14 protein-coding genes are annotated in these 18,112 nt (G+C 62.3%); 5 read left to right on the top strand and 9 right to left on the bottom strand.

All coding sequences use genetic code 11. The features are described 5' to 3' along the window. Nucleotide 1 precedes the first annotated feature (1 nt). The 7 genes from BUC08_RS14430 to BUC08_RS14400 all read right to left on the bottom strand — a co-directional run bounded on the left by BUC08_RS14430 (nt 2) and on the right by BUC08_RS14400 (nt 8,178). A complete protein-coding gene (locus BUC08_RS14430) occupies nt 2-1,285 on the bottom strand; it encodes an ABC transporter substrate-binding protein (RefSeq protein ID WP_037923298.1) in 1,284 nt (427 codons plus the stop codon). Nucleotides 1,286-1,380: 95 nt separating this feature from the next. Continuing rightward, a complete protein-coding gene (locus BUC08_RS14425) occupies nt 1,381-2,457 on the bottom strand; it encodes a branched-chain amino acid ABC transporter permease (RefSeq protein WP_037923295.1) in 1,077 nt (358 codons plus the stop codon). 93 nt (nt 2,458-2,550) lie between these two features. Next, complete coding sequence (locus tag BUC08_RS14420) at nt 2,551-3,567, bottom strand: branched-chain amino acid ABC transporter permease (RefSeq protein ID WP_037923292.1); 1,017 nt, start codon at nt 3,565-3,567, stop codon at nt 2,551-2,553. A 32-nt stretch (nt 3,568-3,599) separates the two neighbouring features. Continuing rightward, entirely contained in the window at nt 3,600-4,418 is an 819-nt protein-coding gene (locus BUC08_RS14415; protein WP_037923290.1) for an ABC transporter ATP-binding protein, read from the bottom strand. An 88-nt stretch (nt 4,419-4,506) separates the two neighbouring features. Beyond that, nucleotides 4,507-6,477: an AMP-binding protein gene (locus tag BUC08_RS14410; protein WP_037923289.1), complete on the bottom strand. Its 1,971-nt coding sequence runs from the start codon at nt 6,475-6,477 to the stop codon at nt 4,507-4,509. A 160-nt stretch (nt 6,478-6,637) separates the two neighbouring features. Continuing rightward, nucleotides 6,638-7,543: a nickel/cobalt transporter gene (locus BUC08_RS14405; protein ID WP_037923287.1), complete on the bottom strand. Its 906-nt coding sequence runs from the start codon at nt 7,541-7,543 to the stop codon at nt 6,638-6,640. After that, nucleotides 7,528-8,178 (bottom strand): DUF1007 family protein, encoded by a 651-nt coding sequence (locus BUC08_RS14400; protein ID WP_051694031.1) that lies wholly within the window; start codon nt 8,176-8,178, stop codon nt 7,528-7,530. The genes BUC08_RS14405 and BUC08_RS14400 overlap by 16 nt, the downstream gene beginning before the upstream one ends. Before the next feature lie 93 nt (nt 8,179-8,271). Between BUC08_RS14400 and BUC08_RS14395 the strand changes: the two genes are divergently transcribed. Genes BUC08_RS14395 through BUC08_RS14385 form a run of 3 tightly spaced genes read left to right on the top strand, consistent with a single transcriptional unit; the run spans nt 8,272 to nt 11,143 of the window. Beyond that, entirely contained in the window at nt 8,272-10,173 is a 1,902-nt protein-coding gene (locus BUC08_RS14395) for a PAS-domain containing protein (protein WP_037923285.1), read from the top strand. Next, nucleotides 10,170-10,880 carry a response regulator transcription factor gene (locus BUC08_RS14390; protein WP_037923283.1) on the top strand — a complete coding sequence of 237 codons (711 nt, stop codon included), beginning with the start codon at nt 10,170-10,172 and terminating at the stop codon, nt 10,878-10,880. Before BUC08_RS14395 ends, BUC08_RS14390 begins: the two co-directional genes overlap by 4 nt. Nucleotides 10,881-10,882: 2 nt before the next feature. Next, nucleotides 10,883-11,143, top strand: coding sequence for a WGR domain-containing protein (locus BUC08_RS14385; protein WP_051539397.1), 261 nt, complete (start codon nt 10,883-10,885; stop codon nt 11,141-11,143). Nucleotides 11,144-11,169: 26 nt separating this feature from the next. On the opposite strand, the gene BUC08_RS14380 is transcribed toward BUC08_RS14385, so the two are convergent. After that, nucleotides 11,170-12,354, bottom strand: coding sequence for a hydantoinase/carbamoylase family amidase (locus tag BUC08_RS14380; RefSeq protein ID WP_037923527.1), 1,185 nt, complete (start codon nt 12,352-12,354; stop codon nt 11,170-11,172). An 80-nt stretch (nt 12,355-12,434) separates the two neighbouring features. On the opposite strand from BUC08_RS14380, the gene BUC08_RS14375 reads away from it, so the two are divergent. Together BUC08_RS14375 and BUC08_RS14370 are read left to right on the top strand one after the other, a co-directional pair. Beyond that, entirely contained in the window at nt 12,435-14,138 is a 1,704-nt protein-coding gene (locus BUC08_RS14375) for an Hsp70 family protein (RefSeq protein ID WP_037923281.1), read from the top strand. Further along, the gene (locus BUC08_RS14370) at nt 14,128-15,306 is read left to right on the top strand and encodes a hypothetical protein (protein ID WP_037923279.1); all 1,179 of its coding nucleotides are present in this window, start codon (nt 14,128-14,130) and stop codon (nt 15,304-15,306) included. Before BUC08_RS14375 ends, BUC08_RS14370 begins: the two co-directional genes overlap by 11 nt. A 21-nt stretch (nt 15,307-15,327) precedes the next feature. On the opposite strand, the gene fdhF is transcribed toward BUC08_RS14370, so the two are convergent. Next, on the bottom strand, nt 15,328-18,093 hold the full coding sequence (gene fdhF / locus BUC08_RS14365; protein ID WP_037923277.1) for a formate dehydrogenase subunit alpha: 2,766 nt from the start codon (nt 18,091-18,093) through the stop codon (nt 15,328-15,330). Nucleotides 18,094-18,112 lie beyond the last annotated feature (19 nt).

Raw genomic sequence — 18,112 nt, 5'->3', positions numbered from 1 at the left:
CTTAGTTACAGCCGGGTTCGATGTTGTTTTCAGCCGCGTAAGCTGCCGAATCTTCGGCCACCAGACGGCTGATCAACTCACGGTCGGTGGGTTTATAGTCAGAGATGACATTCCACGTGCCAGCGGCTGCATCCCACTGGGTCACGCCCACCAGGCCTGGACCACCGTGCTCTTCGCACGACACCTTGAACTCGGGGCCAAAGTTGGGAAGACCCAGAGCGGCCATCTTCGCCTCGGTGATCTCCAGCGCCTCCATACCGTCGCGCATCATCTTGGCGTCGATATCCGGCGTGCCGTGGATTTCCTGCGCGGTTTTCGCAGCTTCGGCGGCCAGCATCGCGGCGTACATGCCACGGTTGTACTGAACCGTCCCGATCTGGTCGCCCGCGCCGGCGGCTTTGCCGGTGTCCACAACGTATTTCTGGATATCGTCATAGATCGGATAATCCTTGCCAACACCGTGGAAGGTCAGCGCCTTGTAGCCATTGGCCGCCGCACCGGCGGGGATCACGTCCGCTTCGGAACCCGACCACCACACACCGATGAAGTTCTCCATCGGATAGCGGATGTTCACAGCCTCTTGGATCGCGACCTGGTTCATCACGCCCCAGCCCCACATGATCACGTAGTCAGGCTTTTCACGGCGGATTTGCAGCCACTGCGATTTCTGCTCCTGACCGGGGTGGTCAACGGGCAGCAACGTCAGCTCGAAACCGTGCGTCTTTTGCAGCTCTTCCAAGGTGCGGATCGGTTCCTTGCCGTAGGCCGAGTTGTGGTAGACCAAGGCAATCTTCTTGCCTTTGATGTCGTCACCGTTCTCGTCCAGCAGATAGTTGATCGCGCCCGAAGCACCGTCCCAATAGTTGGCCGGATAGTTGAACACGTCACGGAACACTTTGCCGTTGGCTGCCGACGTCCGGCCATAGCCCATCGAATGGATCGGGATGCCGTCCGCTGTCGCCTTGGGGATCAGCTGATAGGTGATGCCGGTGGACAGCGGCTGATAGACCAACGCGCCTTCACCCTTGGTGGATTCGTAGCATTCCACACCTTTTTCGGTGTTATAGCCGGTTTCGCATTCGGGCACACGGATTTTGGCACCTCCGATGCCGCCATCCCGCTCGTTCAGCAGGGTGAAGTAATCGGCATAACCATCCGCAAACGGGATGCCGCTGGCCGCGTAAGGCCCGGTCCGATAGCTCAGCGATGGGAACACAAGGTCCGCCATAACCGGGCCTGCCGCCATAACAGCAGCAACAGCCATTGTTGCAAACTTCATCTTCATCGGTGTTTCCTCCCTTGGTTTTTCCGATGTGGCCCCTCGCGGAACCAGCGCAGTGCGGGATTGTAGGCCCCCGCCGGTCTTGACGACCGCCCCCGTTAATGCGGGAACGGCCACAATCTCAGTTTTTCCTTTGTCACGCGCCACAGCTGCGCGATGCCATGGGGTTCGGCGATCAGGAACACGATGATCAGCGCCCCGACGATCACCAGCTGCAAATGCGCCACGATGTCGGTGGGCCAGCCCAACCAGTCCACGCCCACAACTTTCAGCGCCACGGGCAGCAACACCAGGAACGCAGCCCCGGCAAAGCTGCCGAAAATGCTGCCCAATCCGCCAATGATGATCATGAACAGCACCAGGAACGACTTGTTGATGCCAAAGGCTTCGCCCACTTCAACGGCGCCCAGATAGACGCTGAAGAACAACGCGCCCGAGATGCCGACAAAGAACGACGAGATGGCAAAGGCACTCAGCTTGGCGGTCAGCGGGTTCACCCCGATGATTTCGGCCGCAATGTCCATGTCCCGGATCGCCATCCATTTACGCCCCACCGACCCGCGCGTCAGGTTGCGCGCGATGATGGCGCTGACCACGGTAAAGATCAGGCAGAACACATAGGTGGCCCAGGCTTCGGTGTTCGGTCCGGTGATCAGGATGCCAAAGGTATCACGCTCGGGTGCGTTGATCTGGCCGGATGCGGAATAGTTGTAGAACCACGGCACGCGGTTGAACAACCACACCAGAAAGAACTGCGCCGCCAGCGTCGCCACGGCCAGGTAAAACCCCTTGATCCGCAGCGATGGCAGGCCGAACAACATGCCGACGCCTGCCGTGATCACCCCGGCAAGGATCACGTGAATGAACATGCTCACATCGGGAAAGGCCGTCATCAGCTTGTAGCAGGCATAGGCCCCCACCGCCATGAACCCGCCCGTACCCAGCGACACCTGCCCGCAATAACCCACAAGAATGTTCAGCCCGATTGCCGCAATCGCATAGATCAGGAAGGGCAGGAAAATCGAGTTCACCCAATAGTCGTTGACCATGAACGGAATGACACAGATTGCCACGAACAGCACAAAGTAATAGCGCCACCGGTCGAACCGGATCGGAAAGGTCTGGCTGTCTTCCTTGTAGGTCGTGCGAAATTCGCCCGCTTCACGATAAAACATCAGAGTACTCCCACAGCCCGCAGGCTTTTCATTCTTTTGGCTGTCAATATCCCGGGGGCGCGGGGGCTGGCCCCCGCTGCTGCTTCGGTCAGATCAAACACGTTCAATGATCTTCTCCCCGAACAGGCCTTGCGGACGGAACACCAGGAACAACAGCGCCAGCATATAGGCGAACCAGTTTTCAGTAGCGCCGCCAAGGAAGGGCGCGCCGATCAGGAACTCGAACAGCTTCTCGCCCACGCCGATGATCAACCCGCCGACAATGGCGCCCGGGATCGAGGTGAACCCGCCCAGCATCAGCACCGGCAGCGCCTTGAGCGCGATCAGCGAGAGCGAGAACTGAACACCTGATTTCGCGCCCCACATGATGCCCGCCACAAGGGCGACAAAGCCCGCCAGCGACCACACAAGTATCCAGATAAAGTTCAACGATACGCCGACGGAAAGCGCCGCCTGATGGTCATCCGCCACGGCCCGCATCGCGCGGCCCTGTTTGGTGTATTGGGCAAAGGCCACAAGGGCCGCCACCAGAACCATCGCCACAACCGCCGCGACGATATCCAGACTGTCGATGAAAAACCCATAGAAGCCTTCGCCACCCAGACCAGCGGTCATATCTTCGATCCAGAAGTTCCCCCCCTGCGGCAGGCAGTGCCCTGCGGACCAGCACAGATCCAGCGTCTTGATCTCGGACCCCCACATCAGGTCCGCCAACCCTTCAAGGAAATAGGCCAGACCGATGGTCGCCATGAACAGGATGATTGGCTCTTGCCCGACCAGATGCCGGAACACGAACCGCTGCACCGCCCATGCCAGCAAGATCATCACCAGCACGGTCAGGAAAACCGCGACAACCGAATGCAGGTTCCAGCCAAAGTTGGTGACATGAAGCCCGAAGGTCGCGTTGATCAGATGCGCGAACGGCACCTGTCCGTTCTGAAAACCGACCAGCGTCATGGCCGCAAACAGCGCCATAACCCCTTGGGCAAAGTTGAAAATGCCCGATGCCTTGTAAATCAACACAAAGCCCAGCGCGACCAGCGCATAAAGAACGCCCGCCATCAGCCCGTTCAGGAACACCTCGACCGTATAGAGAAAAGCCTCAGACATCGCGCAGTTCCTTCACATTCCAAATCTTTGCATCAGTCATGAGCCACCCCCAGATAGGCGTCGATCACGTCCTGATTGTTGCGCACCTCGTCCGGGGTGCCGTCGCCGATTTTCTTGCCGTAATCCATCACCACCACGCGGTCGCTCAGGTCCATCACCACGCCCATGTCGTGTTCGATCAGGGCGATGGTGGTGCCGAATTCATCGTTCACATCCAGAATAAAGCGGCTCATGTCCTCTTTTTCCTCGACGTTCATGCCCGCCATAGGCTCGTCCAGCAGCAGCAGAGACGGCTCGGCGGCCAGCGCCCGCGCCAGTTCGACCCGCTTTTTCAGACCGTAGGGCAGACGCGCCACCGGCGTCTTGCGGATCGCCTGGATTTCGAGAAAGTCGATGATCTTCTCCGCGACTTCGCGGTTGGCGGTCTCTTCTTCCTCGGCCTTGCCCTTCCACATCGACTGCCAGAACAGGCCGGTCTGCATGTGGGTCAAACGTCCCGTCATGACGTTGTCCAGCACGGTCATGCCCTCGAACAGCGCAATGTTCTGGAACGTGCGCGCAATACCCTGACGTGCCACCTGAAATGGTTTCATCGGCGGACGCGGCTGGCCTTGATAGAATACCTGCCCCTCTTGCGGCACGTAAAAGCCCGAGATCACGTTCAACATCGACGACTTGCCCGCTCCGTTCGGCCCGATGATCGCGCGGATTTCGCCCTCGCGGATGTCAAAAGAAATGTCCTTGATCGCCTCGACGCCGCCAAAGCGCAGGGTGATGTTCTTCATCTCCATCACCACGGGGCCAATCTTGCGCCCGTCTGCGGTTGTGTAACCGTCTGCCTGATCCAGCATCACACGTCCCCCTGCTTCTCTGGTTCAAAAAAATCCCCCCCGAAGGACCGACTTGCAACGGCCTCGGAGCACACAGATGCAAACCCCATCATTCCGCAGCCATCCGCGTTGCGACGGGCTGGACCATCGCGTGACGGATCTCCAGCGTCGCCTTGATCGCGCCCTTGCGGCCATCCTCATAGGTCACTTCGGTCACCGTGCTGATCTGGTCGGACCCGTCGTACAGCGCCGTGATGATGTCGTGGAACTTCTCCTCGATCTTCTTGCGGCGTACCTTGCGGGTGCGGGTCAGTTCGCCGTCGTCGGCGTCCAGTTCCTTGTGCAATACGACAAAGCGGTGGACCTGACAGCCCGACAGCATCTCGTCCTCGGCGACCGAACGGTTGACCGCTTCCACGTGGCTCTGGATCGTCGCCAGCACCTGCGGGTGCCCGGCAAGCTCCTGATAGGACGCATAGGCGATGTTGTTGCGCTCGGCCCAGTTGCTGACCGCCGTCAGGTCGATGTTGATGAACGCCGTGCATTCATCACGCCCGTTGCCGAACACGACCGCTTCCAGAATGTTGGGATAGAACTTCAGCTTGTTCTCGACGTATTTCGGCGCGAACAGCGACCCGTCCGCCATCTTGCCCACATCCTTGGCGCGGTCGATGATGCGCAAATGGCCTGTATCAGGCTCGATAAAGCCCGCGTCGCCCGTGGCCACCCACCCTTCGGCGTCCTTGGTGTCGGCGGTGCTTTCGGGGTTCTTGTAATATTCGACGAACACACCGGGCGAGCGGTAATAGACCTCGCCGGTGTCGTTGATCTTCAGCTCGACCCCGGGACAGACCACACCCACCGTGTCACTGCGCACCTGTCCGTCAGGCTGTGCGGTGATGTAAACCGTGGCCTCGGTCTGGCCGTAAAGCTGTTTCAGGTTGATCCCCAGCGAGCGGTAGAAATCAAAGATTTCCGGCCCGATCGCCTCGCCTGCCGTGTAGCCGACGCGCACGCGGGTAAAGCCCAGCGTGTTCTTCAGCGGCCCGTAAACCAGAAGATCACCCAACTTGTATTTCAGCCGGTCCATCAGGCCCACGGGTTTGCCATCCAGCAAGTCCGGCCCGACCTTGCGCGCATGCGCCATGAAATGATCGAACATCCGCTTTTTCAGGCGGCTCGCGTCCTCCATGCGGATCATCACGTTGGTCAGTTGGTTTTCAAACACGCGCGGCGGGGCAAAGTAATAGGTCGGCCCGATCTCGCGCAGGTCGGTCATCATTGTATCGGGGCTTTCGGGGCAATTGGTGCAATAGCCCGTCCAAAGCGCCTGTCCGACGGAAAAGATGAAATCGCCGACCCATGCCATCGGCAGATAGGCAAGGATATCGTCCGTCTGGCGCAGCCCGTCGAACTCGGAACTGGTGCGCGAGGTTTCGATGACGTTGCGATTGCTCAGCACCACGCCCTTGGGGTTGCCGGTGGTGCCGGAGGTGTACAGCATCACGGCGGTGCTGTCGTAATCCAGCTTGGCAATGCGGGCCTTCATCTCGGCCATCAACGTCTCGCGCTTGGCGCGGCCGTTGTGCTGGACCTGCTCATACGACCGCAGCTTTTCATGGTCGTATTTCCGCAAGCCACGCGGGTCGAGATAGATCATCTCTTCGAATTGCGGCAGCTGGTCCTGGATTTCCATGACCTTGTCGACTTGTTCCTGATCGCCCGCGACCACGTATTTCGCGCCGCAGTGCCCGAGCGTATAGGCCATCTCTTCGGCCGCCGCGTCGTTGTACAAGGGCACCGGAATCGCACCGCACATCTGCGCCGACATCATCGCCCAGTACAGCCGGGGCCGGTTGCGTCCGATCACGGCGACGAAATCGCCCTCGGCCACGCCCAGGTCAATCATCCCCAGGGCCAGCGCCTCGATTTCCTCAAGCGCCTGCGACCAGGTCCAGCTTTGCCAGATACCAAACTCTTTTTCACGATAGGCGGGGGCATCTGCGAACTGGGTCGCATTGCGATGCAGCAACGCCGGTACGGACCGCAGTCCTTCGGCGCCTTCCAGCGTCTTGGTCAATGTGTTCTCCTCCCGAACCCGCCGACGTTGTCGCGACAGGCCTTTTTCGCATGACGTGCGAATCCTCCCCGCAAATCATGCTGTCTGCACACTCGCGGTCAACTTTTTCGGGATGTTTGCTCAATTCTAACGAATTGTTACACGCTGGGTGGAATGCGCGTCAGAGTGCCCGCAAAAGCAATCCGCCCGCGCCTGCGACCACGAGTGCACCGGCGGAAATCTCGACCAGCGGCAAGAGGCGCGAGGCCCATGGCCCACCTGCCACGCTGCCCAGCAGGCCACTGCGCAGGCCAATGGCACCTGTGCCGACGGCGACGGTGACGACTGCCGTGCCAACCGCCATCGCAAAGACACCGGCGATACCCGCCCCGGCAATGCCCATACCATGCGTGATCACCAGCACGAACAACGCCCCCGTGCAGGGTCGGATCGCCACGCCTGCAATCAACAACAGCGCCTCGCGCAGCGATGTCAGACCTGCGACCTCTTCGACGCTGGGGGCGTGGCGGTGCCCGCAGTGGGCGCAGGCTTCATCGCCATGGATATGCGCATGATCGTGCCCATGCCCCACAGGACGCCGCAACATTCGCCGCGCACCACGCCCCAGCAACCACAGTCCGATCAAAACAATCGCACCGTAGCTGACGGGGGCCATGATGTCCTCGGCCGCGCCCACCATCTGGTCGCGTGTCAGCGCAAACAGCCACAGCCCGCCTTGCACCAGCACGATCGCCGTCACCGCCTGCCCCAGAGACGACAGCAGCGCAATCGTCCCCAGCCGCCAGACCGTCACGCGACGCGCCAGCCCATAGCCGCCGATCAGCACCTTGCCGTGCCCCGGACCCACCGCATGAAAGAAACCGTAGGCGAAACACACACCCAGCAGCGTCCAGAACGCGCCCGCGTTGCCCGCCCTGGTGGCGCGCAGGGTCAAGGCCATCTCGTTCTGAAAGGACCGCTGGTAGCCCGCCGCCATCTGACCGATCTGCCCCAGCCCGCCACCAGGCCACAGCCACCAGCCCAAAGCGGCCAGCGGCACCAGCAGGACGATCAGCGGGGCGCGCACGTGATTTCAACCTCGGTGGCAAAGGCTTCGCCCACTTCGGGAAATCCTTCCTCGATTGCATCCTGATCACGCCCCAGCTTGGACAGCGCCCCCTGCAACTCTTTCATCCCCGCATCCAGATCAGGCAGGTTGCGCGCGATGGTACAGCCGTCGAGCCCCTGGACATTCACATTCAGGGTGACGTCGTAAGAGGTGTAATAGGTCGGGTCATAGGGTTTCATCGACAAGCTGTGCCCGATCAACTCCGGCGCCCCCACCACGTCGCGCACATGCGTGGTGACCAGCCGCCCCTCGCGCATGACCAGCGTGGCATCACGTGGGCCGGACAACTCCAGCGGCTGTCCGTCCAGCCGTGCGACCAAATCGCCGTTGTACCCTTCGATCCACTGCATATCAAAGCCGCGCAACTGCGCCTCTTCGTCTTTGGTCAGGACGGCATTGCCATCGGAATCCAGTCCAGCGTCCTCTGTGACCAGCAAGGAGTAGAACGCATCATAGGCCCAAGTGACCTTGATCGCCTGCAACCTGCCGGTCTCGTCCACGATCGCAGTCAGGCCCGCATCAATGAAGATATGCGGATGCGCCTGCGCGGCAGAGCCGGAGCAGATCAAGGCGATTGCGGCAAGGGTTCTCATGGCGCAATCTGTACCCATCTTCGCAGGCCCGCGCAAACCACCCCTTTGCGATTGCGGTCCGCGATGCTACCCCCATCGGCGGAGGATCGCCACGTGCCACGCAACGACGACCAGAACAGGGCGCTGACAACCGCCGGGCTGAACCTGATCGCCCAGGCGCTGTCGATCTATGACAGCGACTTGCGCCTGTCGGTCTGCAACGTGGCCTTTCAACAGATGTTCCGGCTGCCCGACGCGCTGGTGCAACCCGGTGCCACCTTCGAGGACACCATCCGCCACATCGCCACACAGGGCGAATACGGCCCCATCGACGACATCGAAGCGTTTGTCGCCGAGCGGGTCAGCACCGCCCGCGCCTTCGAGCCGCATTACATGGAACGGACCCGCGCCAACGGGCGCACGATCTCGGTCGAGGGGGCACCGCTGCCGCAGGGAGGGTGGGTCACCGTCTATACCGACATCACCCGCACCAAGGATCAGGAACACATGCTGCGCGCACGGTCCGACGCGCTGTCAGATATGGTCCTGTCCCGCTCGGAAGAACTGGCCGCAACCAACCGCCAGCTTTCGGCCACGGTCGCCGCGCTGGAAGAGGCCAAACGAGAGCTCACCGAGATGGAAGCGCGCACCCGTCTGGTAACCGAAATGATGCCCGCTCATATCGCCCACGTCGATGAAACCGGGCACTACACCTATACCAACCGCCGCCTGTCCAGCATCCTGCCCGACCGGCCCAGTGACCTGATGGGCCTGCATATCTCTGATGCGCTGGGACCTACCAATTACGAACTGATCGCGCCGCATCTACAGGCCGCATACGAAGGCCGCCCGTCCGTGTTCGAATTCACCGACGGCCCCAGCGCCCGCCGCATCCGCGCGGCCTTTACCCCCGACACAGCGCAGGGGGCCTATATCCTGTCGATGGACGTGACCGAAGAAACCCAGGCCCGCGTTGCCCTGCAACAAAACCGCAAGCGGGCGCTTGCGGCACAGATGACATCCGGCCTGGCACATGATTTCTCGAACCTGCTGACAATTATCCTGGGCCTGCAAAGCAAGCTTGAACGGATGGAGGACCTGCCCGAGGGCGCCGCCCCCCTGATCGAAGGCACCCGCGCCGCCGCCCGTCGGGGCGGGCACCTGCTGGACGGTATCGCCAACGCCACCGCCGCCCGCGTGCTGCGTCCCGGCCCCGTCGAAGTCGCGGGTTTGCTCGCAGACGTGGCCACATTGGCCTCGCCCACATTGCCTGCGGGACAAACCCTGCGTGTCGATTGCACCCTGCCGCCGGGACCGCTGTTGCTGGACACCGGCATCGTACAGGACAGTCTGCTGAACCTGATCCTGAACGCCCGCGACGCCTGTGGCGCCAAGGGTACGATCACCCTGACCGCCGCCGCGATTGGCGAGACTTGGGTGGAATTCACCGTCACCGACACCGGACCCGGCTTCTCGGACGAGGCGCTGCACAAGGCGTGCGATCCGTTCTTTACCACCAAGGGCGGCGAAGGCTCGGGGCTGGGGCTGCCGATGGTCTATGACATGACCAAGACCGCAGGCGGGCACCTTGGCCTGAGAAACACCCTCACCGGTGCCGAAGTGCGCCTGCGCCTGCCGCTGAACCGCCCTGCGCCGGTCACGGGCGGCATGGTCCTGCTGGTCGAGGACCGCGACGACCTTCGTGCGCTCTATCGGGACATGCTCATGGGGCTGGGGCATTCCGTCGTCGAGGCCGCAAGTGTCGATGAAGCCACCGCGCTGACCGCCGACCTGCCCGACATCGGCCTGATCCTCAGCGATATCCGGCTGGGCGCTGCCTCGGGGATAGAACTGGCGGACCGGCTGAAAGACGCAGGCACACCGATCATCCTGATGACCTCGTTGCCCGTGTCCGACCCGATGCACCGCGCCGCCCTGACCCGCGCACCCGTGTTGCAAAAACCCTTTTCTGCGGACGATCTTGCCGCGCTTTTAATGCCGCAGGCCGCCCAATGACCAAATCCGACAGCCCCCTTGTCACCATTCTGGACGACGAACCCGCCATCCGCACCATGCTGGCTGACGCTCTGGAAGAGGCGGGCTTTCGCACCCTCAGCTTTGCGCGCGCCTCGGCTTTCGAGGCGGCGCTGAAAACCCATCAGCCCGACGTGTGCCTTGTCGATCTGGGCCTGCCCGACACCGACGGGCTGACCATCGTGCACCGCCTGGCGTTGGAACAGGGGGCGACGGTCATCATCATCTCGGGCCGCGCACAGGTGCAGGACAAGGTCACTGGGCTGGAACTGGGGGCCGACGATTACATCATCAAACCCTTCGATCCCGCCGAGGTCGTCGCCCGCGTGCGCGCCCGCCTGCGGTCGAACCATCAGCCCACCCACAGCGGCAACACCGCGCGCTTTCAGGGCTGGACCGCGCTGTTCGACCGCTACACGCTGGTCGACGATACGGGCGGGGAAACCACGTTCTCGCACGCCGAAGGCGAAGTGCTGCGCCTGTTCCTGTCCAGCCCCCGCCGCCTGATCTCGCGGGCGCAAATGCAGGAATCCCTGGGCGGCGCTGCCGGGGAAAGCTTTGACCGGGCCATGGACGTGCGCATCTCGCGGCTGCGCACAAAACTGCGCGAAGATCCGAAAAATCCACAATTGATCAAGACAATCTACGGCGCAGGTTATATCTTTCTCGGTGACGTTCACTGGAGCTGACGATGCTGCAAGCCCTTCTTTACCGCACCGGCAAGGCCCGCCCGCTGTTCTACCGCGTCGAGATTTCGCGCAACCTGTTCGAAGAGGCGTCCGTGACCCGCGAATGGGGCGCGGTTGGCGGCACGCCGCGCACGATCACCTCGTGCCACACCGACCTGCGCGCGGCCTCTCAGGTGGCCGATACCTACCGCCAGCGCGCCCTGCAACGCGGATACATACGCGACACCGTCCCCCTTCATCTTGCGAAACAAACTCCGGGGTGAGGCCGCAGGCCGAGGGGCAGCGCCCCTTAACCCACCCGCAGCTGATCCACCGCCCGCGCCATCACGCGCAGACCCGCCACCAGATCCTCCTCGGCCGTGTCTTCCTCGAAGGCATGGCTGATCCCGCCAATTGACGGCACGAACAGCATCGCCACCGGCATCAGCCGTGACAGGTTGGTCGCATCATGCAGCGCCCCCGAGGGCATGACGCGCCACTTGCCCGGCGCCTCCACTTCGGCGGCCCCCTCCAGCGCGCCACGCAGGCGCGCGTCCATCTGCACCGGCTCCAGCCCCAGCATCGGCCCGAACGACAGCGTCATGTTCCGCTCTGCCGCGATCTCCTCGGCCAGGTCGCGAATGATCTTTTCCATCCGCACCAGCCTGTCGCCTTCGCCGTCGCGCCACTGCATCGAAAACCGCACCTGTCCGGGCACAATCGACGACGCATTGGGTGACAGCGACACATGGCCTATGGTCCACACGGTGCTGGGCGTCACCACATTGCGCAGCCGGTCGTTCAGCGCCGTGTTGAACGCACTCAGCGCCTGGAACGCATCCTGACGCAGGTGCATGGGCATGGTGCCCGCATGGTTCTGCTGGCCGACCATCGTGATGACCATATCGCGTATCCCCACAATATGTTCGACCACACCGATCTGTTCGTTGTTGGCCTCCAGATACGGCCCTTGCTCGATATGCATTTCGATATAGCCGGTGAACTGCGCCGGATCGACGGGGCCGGTGACCATGTCTGCCATGGCCCGCCGCGCCTCGGCCAGCGATTGGCCTGCGTGATCCTCCAGCCCGTCCGCCTTGTCCTGTGCGAGGTTGCCCGACCACACAGCACTGCCGGTGGTCACGCCGAACCGGCCCTCTTCGTCCTGAAACGACACCACGGACACTCCGCCACCCGCCGCGCGTGCAATCTCCAGCGCCGCGATCACACCCAGCGCGCCGTCCAGCCATCCGCCCGTCGGCTGGCTGTCGCTGTGCGATCCCAGCAGGATCGACGGCCCATCCGCCAGCCCGAACAGATTGCCCATCGCATCCACCTCGACCCGCAAGCCTGCATCGCGCATCTGATCCGCCAACCATGCACGCGCCGCCACATCCGGTTCGGAATAGGCAGGGCGCACCACGCCCGGTCCCTGCGCGCCAAAGCGGCGCAATCGATGCAAATCCTTCAGAAACCGCTGACTGTCTACCTGCATATTCATCCCCTCGCGGTTGACCACCGCCCTTGCCCACGAAATAACGTGGGCAACATGCCCTGCCACAAGGTAACAAGTCCATGGCCCAGCCCATCATCGGTATTGATCTTGGCACCACCAATTCCCTGATCTGCGTATTCGAAGACGGCGCGCCGCGACTGTTGACAAATGCGCTGGGGCATCTGCTGACACCCTCCGTGGTCTCACTGGACGGGGACAAGGTGCTGGTGGGCGAGGCCGCGCGCGACCGCCAGACCACCCACCCCAAGGACACCGCCGCTGCGTTCAAACGCGCCATGGGAACAGACACGACATTTCAACTGGGCCGCAAGAAATTGCGCGCCGAAGAACTGTCCTCGCTGGTGCTGCGCAAGCTCAAGGACGACGCCGAGGCGGCCTTGGGCCAGACCATCCGCGATGTGGTCGTGTCCGTGCCTGCCTATTTCAATCAGGGCCAGCGTCAGGCCACCATCGCCGCCTGCGCCATGGCCGGCCTGAACGCGGTACGGCTGGTCAACGAACCCACGGCGGCGGCGCTGGCCTACGGCTTGCAGGACCGCGACGGCGAAAGCCAGTTTCTGGTCTTCGACCTTGGCGGCGGAACCTTTGACGTGACCGTGCTGGAGCATTTCGACGGCGTGATGGAGGTCAAAGCCTCCTCCGGCGACGCCTTTCTGGGGGGCGAGGATTTCTCGGAAGCCTTGGCCAAGGCTATGGCCGACAAGATCGGAACCCCCTGGGCCAAGCTGGCCAAGGACGCCCAGCACCAGTTGCGCCTGCAAGCCGATGTGGCCAAGCGTCACCTGAGCGGCAAGGATGATTTCGAAGCGCGGCTGAAACTGGACGGCGCGCACCACACCTTGACGCTGACCCGCGCGGATTTTGAACAGGCCTGTGCCGCGTTGATCAAACGTCTGCACCGCCCGATCGAGCGGTGTTTCTACGACACCGGGCTGGACACCGACGCGCTGGACCGGGTGATCCTGGTCGGTGGTGCCACCCGTATGCCGATGATCCGCCAGATGGTCGCGCGCCAGTTCAAACGGCTGCCCGAGATGACCATCGACCCGGATCACGCCGTAGCCCTTGGCGCTGCGGTGCAGGCCGCCCTCGTCGCCGAGGACCGCGCGCTGGACGATGTGGTGATGACCGATGTATCGCCCTTTTCCGTCGGCATTGAAACCGCAACCAAGCTGAAGAACGGCACCGTCATCGGCGGGTTTTTCCAGCCCATCATCGAACGCAACACGCCGCTACCCGCGTCGCGGCAAGACAGCTTTGGCACGATGGACGACAACCAGACCCAGCTGCGCGTCGATATCTATCAGGGCGAAGCCCCCAAGGTCAGCGACAACGTGCATCTGGGCCAGTTTCTGCTGGACGTGCCCAAGGGCAAGGCCGGGCACGAGGGGATGTTCGTGCGCATCACCTATGACCCATCGGGCCTGATCGAGGTTGAAGCCACGTCAATCACCGATGGCAAAAAGGCGGGCCTGGTGATCCGCGACAACGTATCCAACCTGACCGAGGCGGAGATCGCCAAACGCCTGAAACAGATGCAGGCATTCAAGATGCACCCGCGCGAAGACGAGGAAAACACCGCTTTTCTGGCTCGCATCCGGCGGCTGTACGAAATGGCCAGCGGCGACGACCGGCATCTGCTGCAAGGCATGCTGATGGAGTTCGAAGGCGCGCTCGAAGGGCAGGACCCCGCCGAGATTTCGCGAATGCGCGGCGACATGGGCGAAACGCTGGACCGGATCGACGACTACTATGTCTCCTAAGTGGCCTTGGTCCGAACTGGGCCTTGCGAAACGCGCGACCGAACGCGAGGTCAAACGCGCCTATGCCGCACGGCTGAAACAGATCGACCGCAACGATCCCGCAGCTTTTGGCGCCCTGCGCGATGCCTTTGCGGCGGCCAAGAACGGGGCATTGAAGGAAAAGGCCGCGCCAAAGCGCCCGCGCATGGCCGACATTGCAGAGGGGCGCACAGGCCAGGACGACGCCGCGCCGATTACGTTGCGCGAACCCCAGCGCGCCCCAGACCCGCTGCCCGAAGCACCGATTGAGCACACGCCGGCGGCTGAGCCAGCACAACCGCAACCACCACAGACCGACGATGCAGGACACCAACCCTTTGTCGAAGAGCTGTTTGCGGACACGCCCGAACCACCCAAGGCGCCCGCCCCCAAACCCGCGCAACCCTGGGGCGTGGGCATTGGCCAGCTCGACGCTTTGGCCCAAGAAGACCCCGACAGAGCACAGTCGATATTCCAGACAAAATTCAATGACGCGCTGCGCAGCATGCACTGGGATACCAAAGCTCTGGACGCGCTGCTGTCCTTGGACATGGCCCATGACCTGACACTACGCCGCTCTCTTGAAGCGCAACTTTATGACACGCTGCAAACCCGATTGAACGACCCCGAGACCGGCTATCCCGTCGACATGGCCCGAGTCATCGAAACCCATTTCCAATGGGCCACCGACGGTGTCGGCGCCAGCAAACGGCTGGGCTGGCGGCGGGACTATCAACTGCTGATGTATGGCCATGCGCGGTCTGTCCCGCAGTCTAGCAAACCGCGCATCGCAACGCGCGCGAAAGACAAGCAATCGTATGTCTGGCATAAGATCAGCGTTTTCGCTGTGCTGTTCCTGCTGACCATTTCAATCCAGGAAATGAAAGGGGCTGATGACTACATTGTCGTTTCTGTCGCGCTCGCTGTTCTTTTCATGTTTGTCCGATGGCTGACCATGCTGGGTGCGGCGATCATCGTAAAACTGGCCAGCCTCCTAAGGCTGAACCGCCCCGCGATACGGCTGGCGCACTGGGCCTTTCCCGCAACAACGGCCAAGCTGACCACCAGCCTGGAATTCCGCAAGCTGGGCATTTTCGCTTTAACCGCTGTCGTTATGGTCGCGCTTTACCTGATCGACAAATATGCCTGATCCCACCTGTACCGCAGCCGCCTATTCGGCGGCCACCGTCGTATCGGCCGCCTCGACCCTTACCGCCGAGAATTTGAACTCGGGGATTTTGCCATAGGGGTCCACCGCCGGATTGGTCAGAATGTTCGCCGCCGCCTCGACATAGGCAAAGGGCAGGAACACCATATCCGGGGCAACTGCACGATCCTCGCGGGCCATCACGGTGATGCTGCCACGTTTGGTGGTCAGGCGCACGTGCCCGCCCGCCGCCACACCCAGCTTGCGCAGGGTAGACGGGTGCAGGGAACAGTTCGCTTCCGGCTCAAGCCCGTCCAGAACCGTGGCGCGGCGGGTCATCGACCCTGTGTGCCAATGTTCCAACTGCCGCCCCGTGGTCAGGATCATCGGGTATTCGGCATCAGGCACATCATCGGGCGCGATCACCGCCGCAGGGGTGAATTTCGCCCGCCCCTCGGCCCGTGGGAACCCATCACCAAAAACGATGGACTGCCCGGGGTCTTCGGGTGACAGCGACGGATAGGTCACGACGTTCTGCGTCTCAAGCCGGTCCCAGGTGATATTGTCCAGCGACGGCATGTTCAGCGCCATTTCGGCAAACACGTCCGCCGGTCCGGTATAGGTCCAGCCCAGCCCCAGCCGCTTGGCCAGTTCGACCTCGATCCACCAGTCCTCGCGCGCCTCGCCCGGCGGCGCGACAGCCGCGCGGCCCATCTGGACCTGGCGGTTGGTGTTGGTCACCGTCCCCGATTTCTCGGCAAAGGCCGATGCGGGCAGGATCACATCGGCATAGTTCGCGGTTTCGGTGATGAAAATGTCCTGCACCACCAGATGATCCAGCTTGGCCAGCGCGTCGCGGGCGTGCTCTACGTCGGGGTCGGACATGGCGGGGTTTTCGCCCAGCACGTACATCGCCTTGATGTCGCCCGCGTGCACCGCGTCCATGATCTCGGTCACGGTCAGGCCCTTTTCGGCTGAAAAGTCCTCGGTGCCCCAAACCTCGGTAAAGGCACGGCGCACGCCTTCGTCGGTGACGTCCTGATAGTCGGGCAGGAACATCGGGATCAGCCCGGCATCGGACGCGCCCTGCACGTTGTTCTGGCCCCGCAGCGGGTGCAGACCCGAACCGGGACGCCCCACCTGTCCCGTCATCAGCGCCAGCGAGATCAGGCAACGGCTGTTGTCGGTGCCATGGATGTGTTGCGACACGCCCATGCCCCAGAAGATCATCGCGGCCTTGGCCCCGGCAAAGGTCCGCGCCACATCGCGCAGCACCTCGGCGTCGATACCGCACATGGGCGCCATCTTCTCGGGGCTGAAATCCTTCAGATGCGCCTTCTCGGCCTCCCAGTTCTCGGTGTAGGCGTCGATGTATTGCTGGTCGTACAGCCCTTCCTCGACAATCGTGTGCATGATTGCGTTCAACATCGACACGTCTGCACCCGGACGGAATTGCAGCATGTGGCTGGCAAAGCGTTTCAACGCCTGCCCGCGCGGGTCCATCACGATCAGCTTGCCGCCACGTTTGGTGAACTGTTTGAAATAGGTCGCCGCAACGGGGTGGTTTTCAATCGGGTTGGCCCCGATCACGATGGCCACATCGGCGTTCTCGATCTCGTTGAACGTGGCGGTCACCGCGCCAGAGCCGACATTCTCCATCAACGCCGCCACCGACGACGCATGGCACAGCCGCGTGCAGTGATCGACGTTGTTGTGGCCAAACCCCTGACGGATCATCTTCTGGAACAGGTACGCCTCTTCATTGGTGCATTTCGCACTGCCAAAGCCTGCCACCTCACGGCCCCGCCCCTTCATGCCGGCAGCGGCAAAATCCAGCGCCTCGTCCCATGACGCCTCGCGGAAATGGGTCTGCCAGTTGTCCGGGTCCACGTTCAGCCCCTTGGCGGGTGCGTGGTCGCGGCGGATCAGCGGTTTGGTCAGGCGGTGGTCGTGGTGGATATAGTCAAAGCCAAAACGCCCCTTGACGCACAGGCGGCCCTCGTTCGCGGGGCCATTGATGCCCTCGACGTATTTCACCTTGCCGTCCTTGACCTTCAGGCTGATCTGGCAGCCGACGCCGCAGAAGGGACAGATGCTGTCGACCTCGGACTCAAAATCGGCGCTGTCGCCCACCTGATCCGCGTCCACCACGCTTGCAGGCATCAGGGCACCGGTCGGACAGGCCTGCACACATTCACCGCAGGCCACACAGGTGCTGTCCCCCATCGGGTCGGCCATGTCGAACACCGGATAGGCATCGTGCCCGCGCCCGGCCATGCCGATCACGTCATTCACCTGCACTTCACGGCAGGCCCGCACGCACAGCCCGCATTGGATACAGGCATCCAGGTTCACGCGCATCGCGACATGGCTGTCGTCCAGCAGCGGAATACGGCCTTCTTCCAGCTTGGGGAAACGGCTGTGGGTCACGCCGTTCAGCGCGGCCATGTCCCACAGGTGGGCGGATTTGTCGTGGGCGACGTCCTGCGCCGGCTGGTCGGTCACCAGCATTTCGACCACCATCTTGCGCGCGGTTTCGGCGCGGGCGGAATTGGTGGTAACGACCATACCCTCGCTGGGTTCGCGAATGCAGGACGCGGCCAGTGTCCGCTCGCCCTCGATCTCGACCATGCAAGCACGACAATTGCCGTCGGGGCGATAGCCGGGCGCGGGTTTGTGACACAGATGCGGAATGACCAGACCGCGACCATTGGCCACTTCCCAGATGGTCAGACCGGCCTCGGCCTCAACCTCTTGTCCGTCCAGTACAAACTTCACCACATCCGACATCACTGCTGCCTCCAAGAAC

Origin of the sequence: Pseudosulfitobacter pseudonitzschiae (genome assembly GCF_900129395.1) — a bacterium.
Classification (GTDB): domain Bacteria; phylum Pseudomonadota; class Alphaproteobacteria; order Rhodobacterales; family Rhodobacteraceae; genus Pseudosulfitobacter; species Pseudosulfitobacter pseudonitzschiae.
This window is presented reverse-complemented; position numbering and strand designations above follow the sequence as displayed.

Excerpts from the sequence above, each read along its gene's own strand:
- BUC08_RS14370 (WP_037923279.1), top strand. The coding sequence starts at position 14,128 with ATGTCTCCTAAGTGGCCTTGGTCCGAACTGGGCCTTGCGAAACGCGCG.
- BUC08_RS14380 (WP_037923527.1), bottom strand. The coding sequence starts at position 12,354 with ATGCAGGTAGACAGTCAGCGGTTTCTGAAGGATTTGCATCGATTGCGC.
- BUC08_RS14375 (WP_037923281.1), top strand. The coding sequence starts at position 12,435 with ATGGCCCAGCCCATCATCGGTATTGATCTTGGCACCACCAATTCCCTG.
- BUC08_RS14400 (WP_051694031.1), bottom strand. The coding sequence starts at position 8,178 with ATGAGAACCCTTGCCGCAATCGCCTTGATCTGCTCCGGCTCTGCCGCG.
- BUC08_RS14425 (WP_037923295.1), bottom strand. The coding sequence starts at position 2,457 with ATGTTTTATCGTGAAGCGGGCGAATTTCGCACGACCTACAAGGAAGAC.
- BUC08_RS14385 (WP_051539397.1), top strand. The coding sequence starts at position 10,883 with ATGCTGCAAGCCCTTCTTTACCGCACCGGCAAGGCCCGCCCGCTGTTC.
- fdhF (WP_037923277.1), bottom strand. The coding sequence starts at position 18,093 with ATGTCGGATGTGGTGAAGTTTGTACTGGACGGACAAGAGGTTGAGGCC.
- BUC08_RS14390 (WP_037923283.1), top strand. The coding sequence starts at position 10,170 with ATGACCAAATCCGACAGCCCCCTTGTCACCATTCTGGACGACGAACCC.
- BUC08_RS14420 (WP_037923292.1), bottom strand. The coding sequence starts at position 3,567 with ATGTCTGAGGCTTTTCTCTATACGGTCGAGGTGTTCCTGAACGGGCTG.
- BUC08_RS14415 (WP_037923290.1), bottom strand. The coding sequence starts at position 4,418 with ATGCTGGATCAGGCAGACGGTTACACAACCGCAGACGGGCGCAAGATT.
- BUC08_RS14430 (WP_037923298.1), bottom strand. The coding sequence starts at position 1,285 with ATGAAGATGAAGTTTGCAACAATGGCTGTTGCTGCTGTTATGGCGGCA.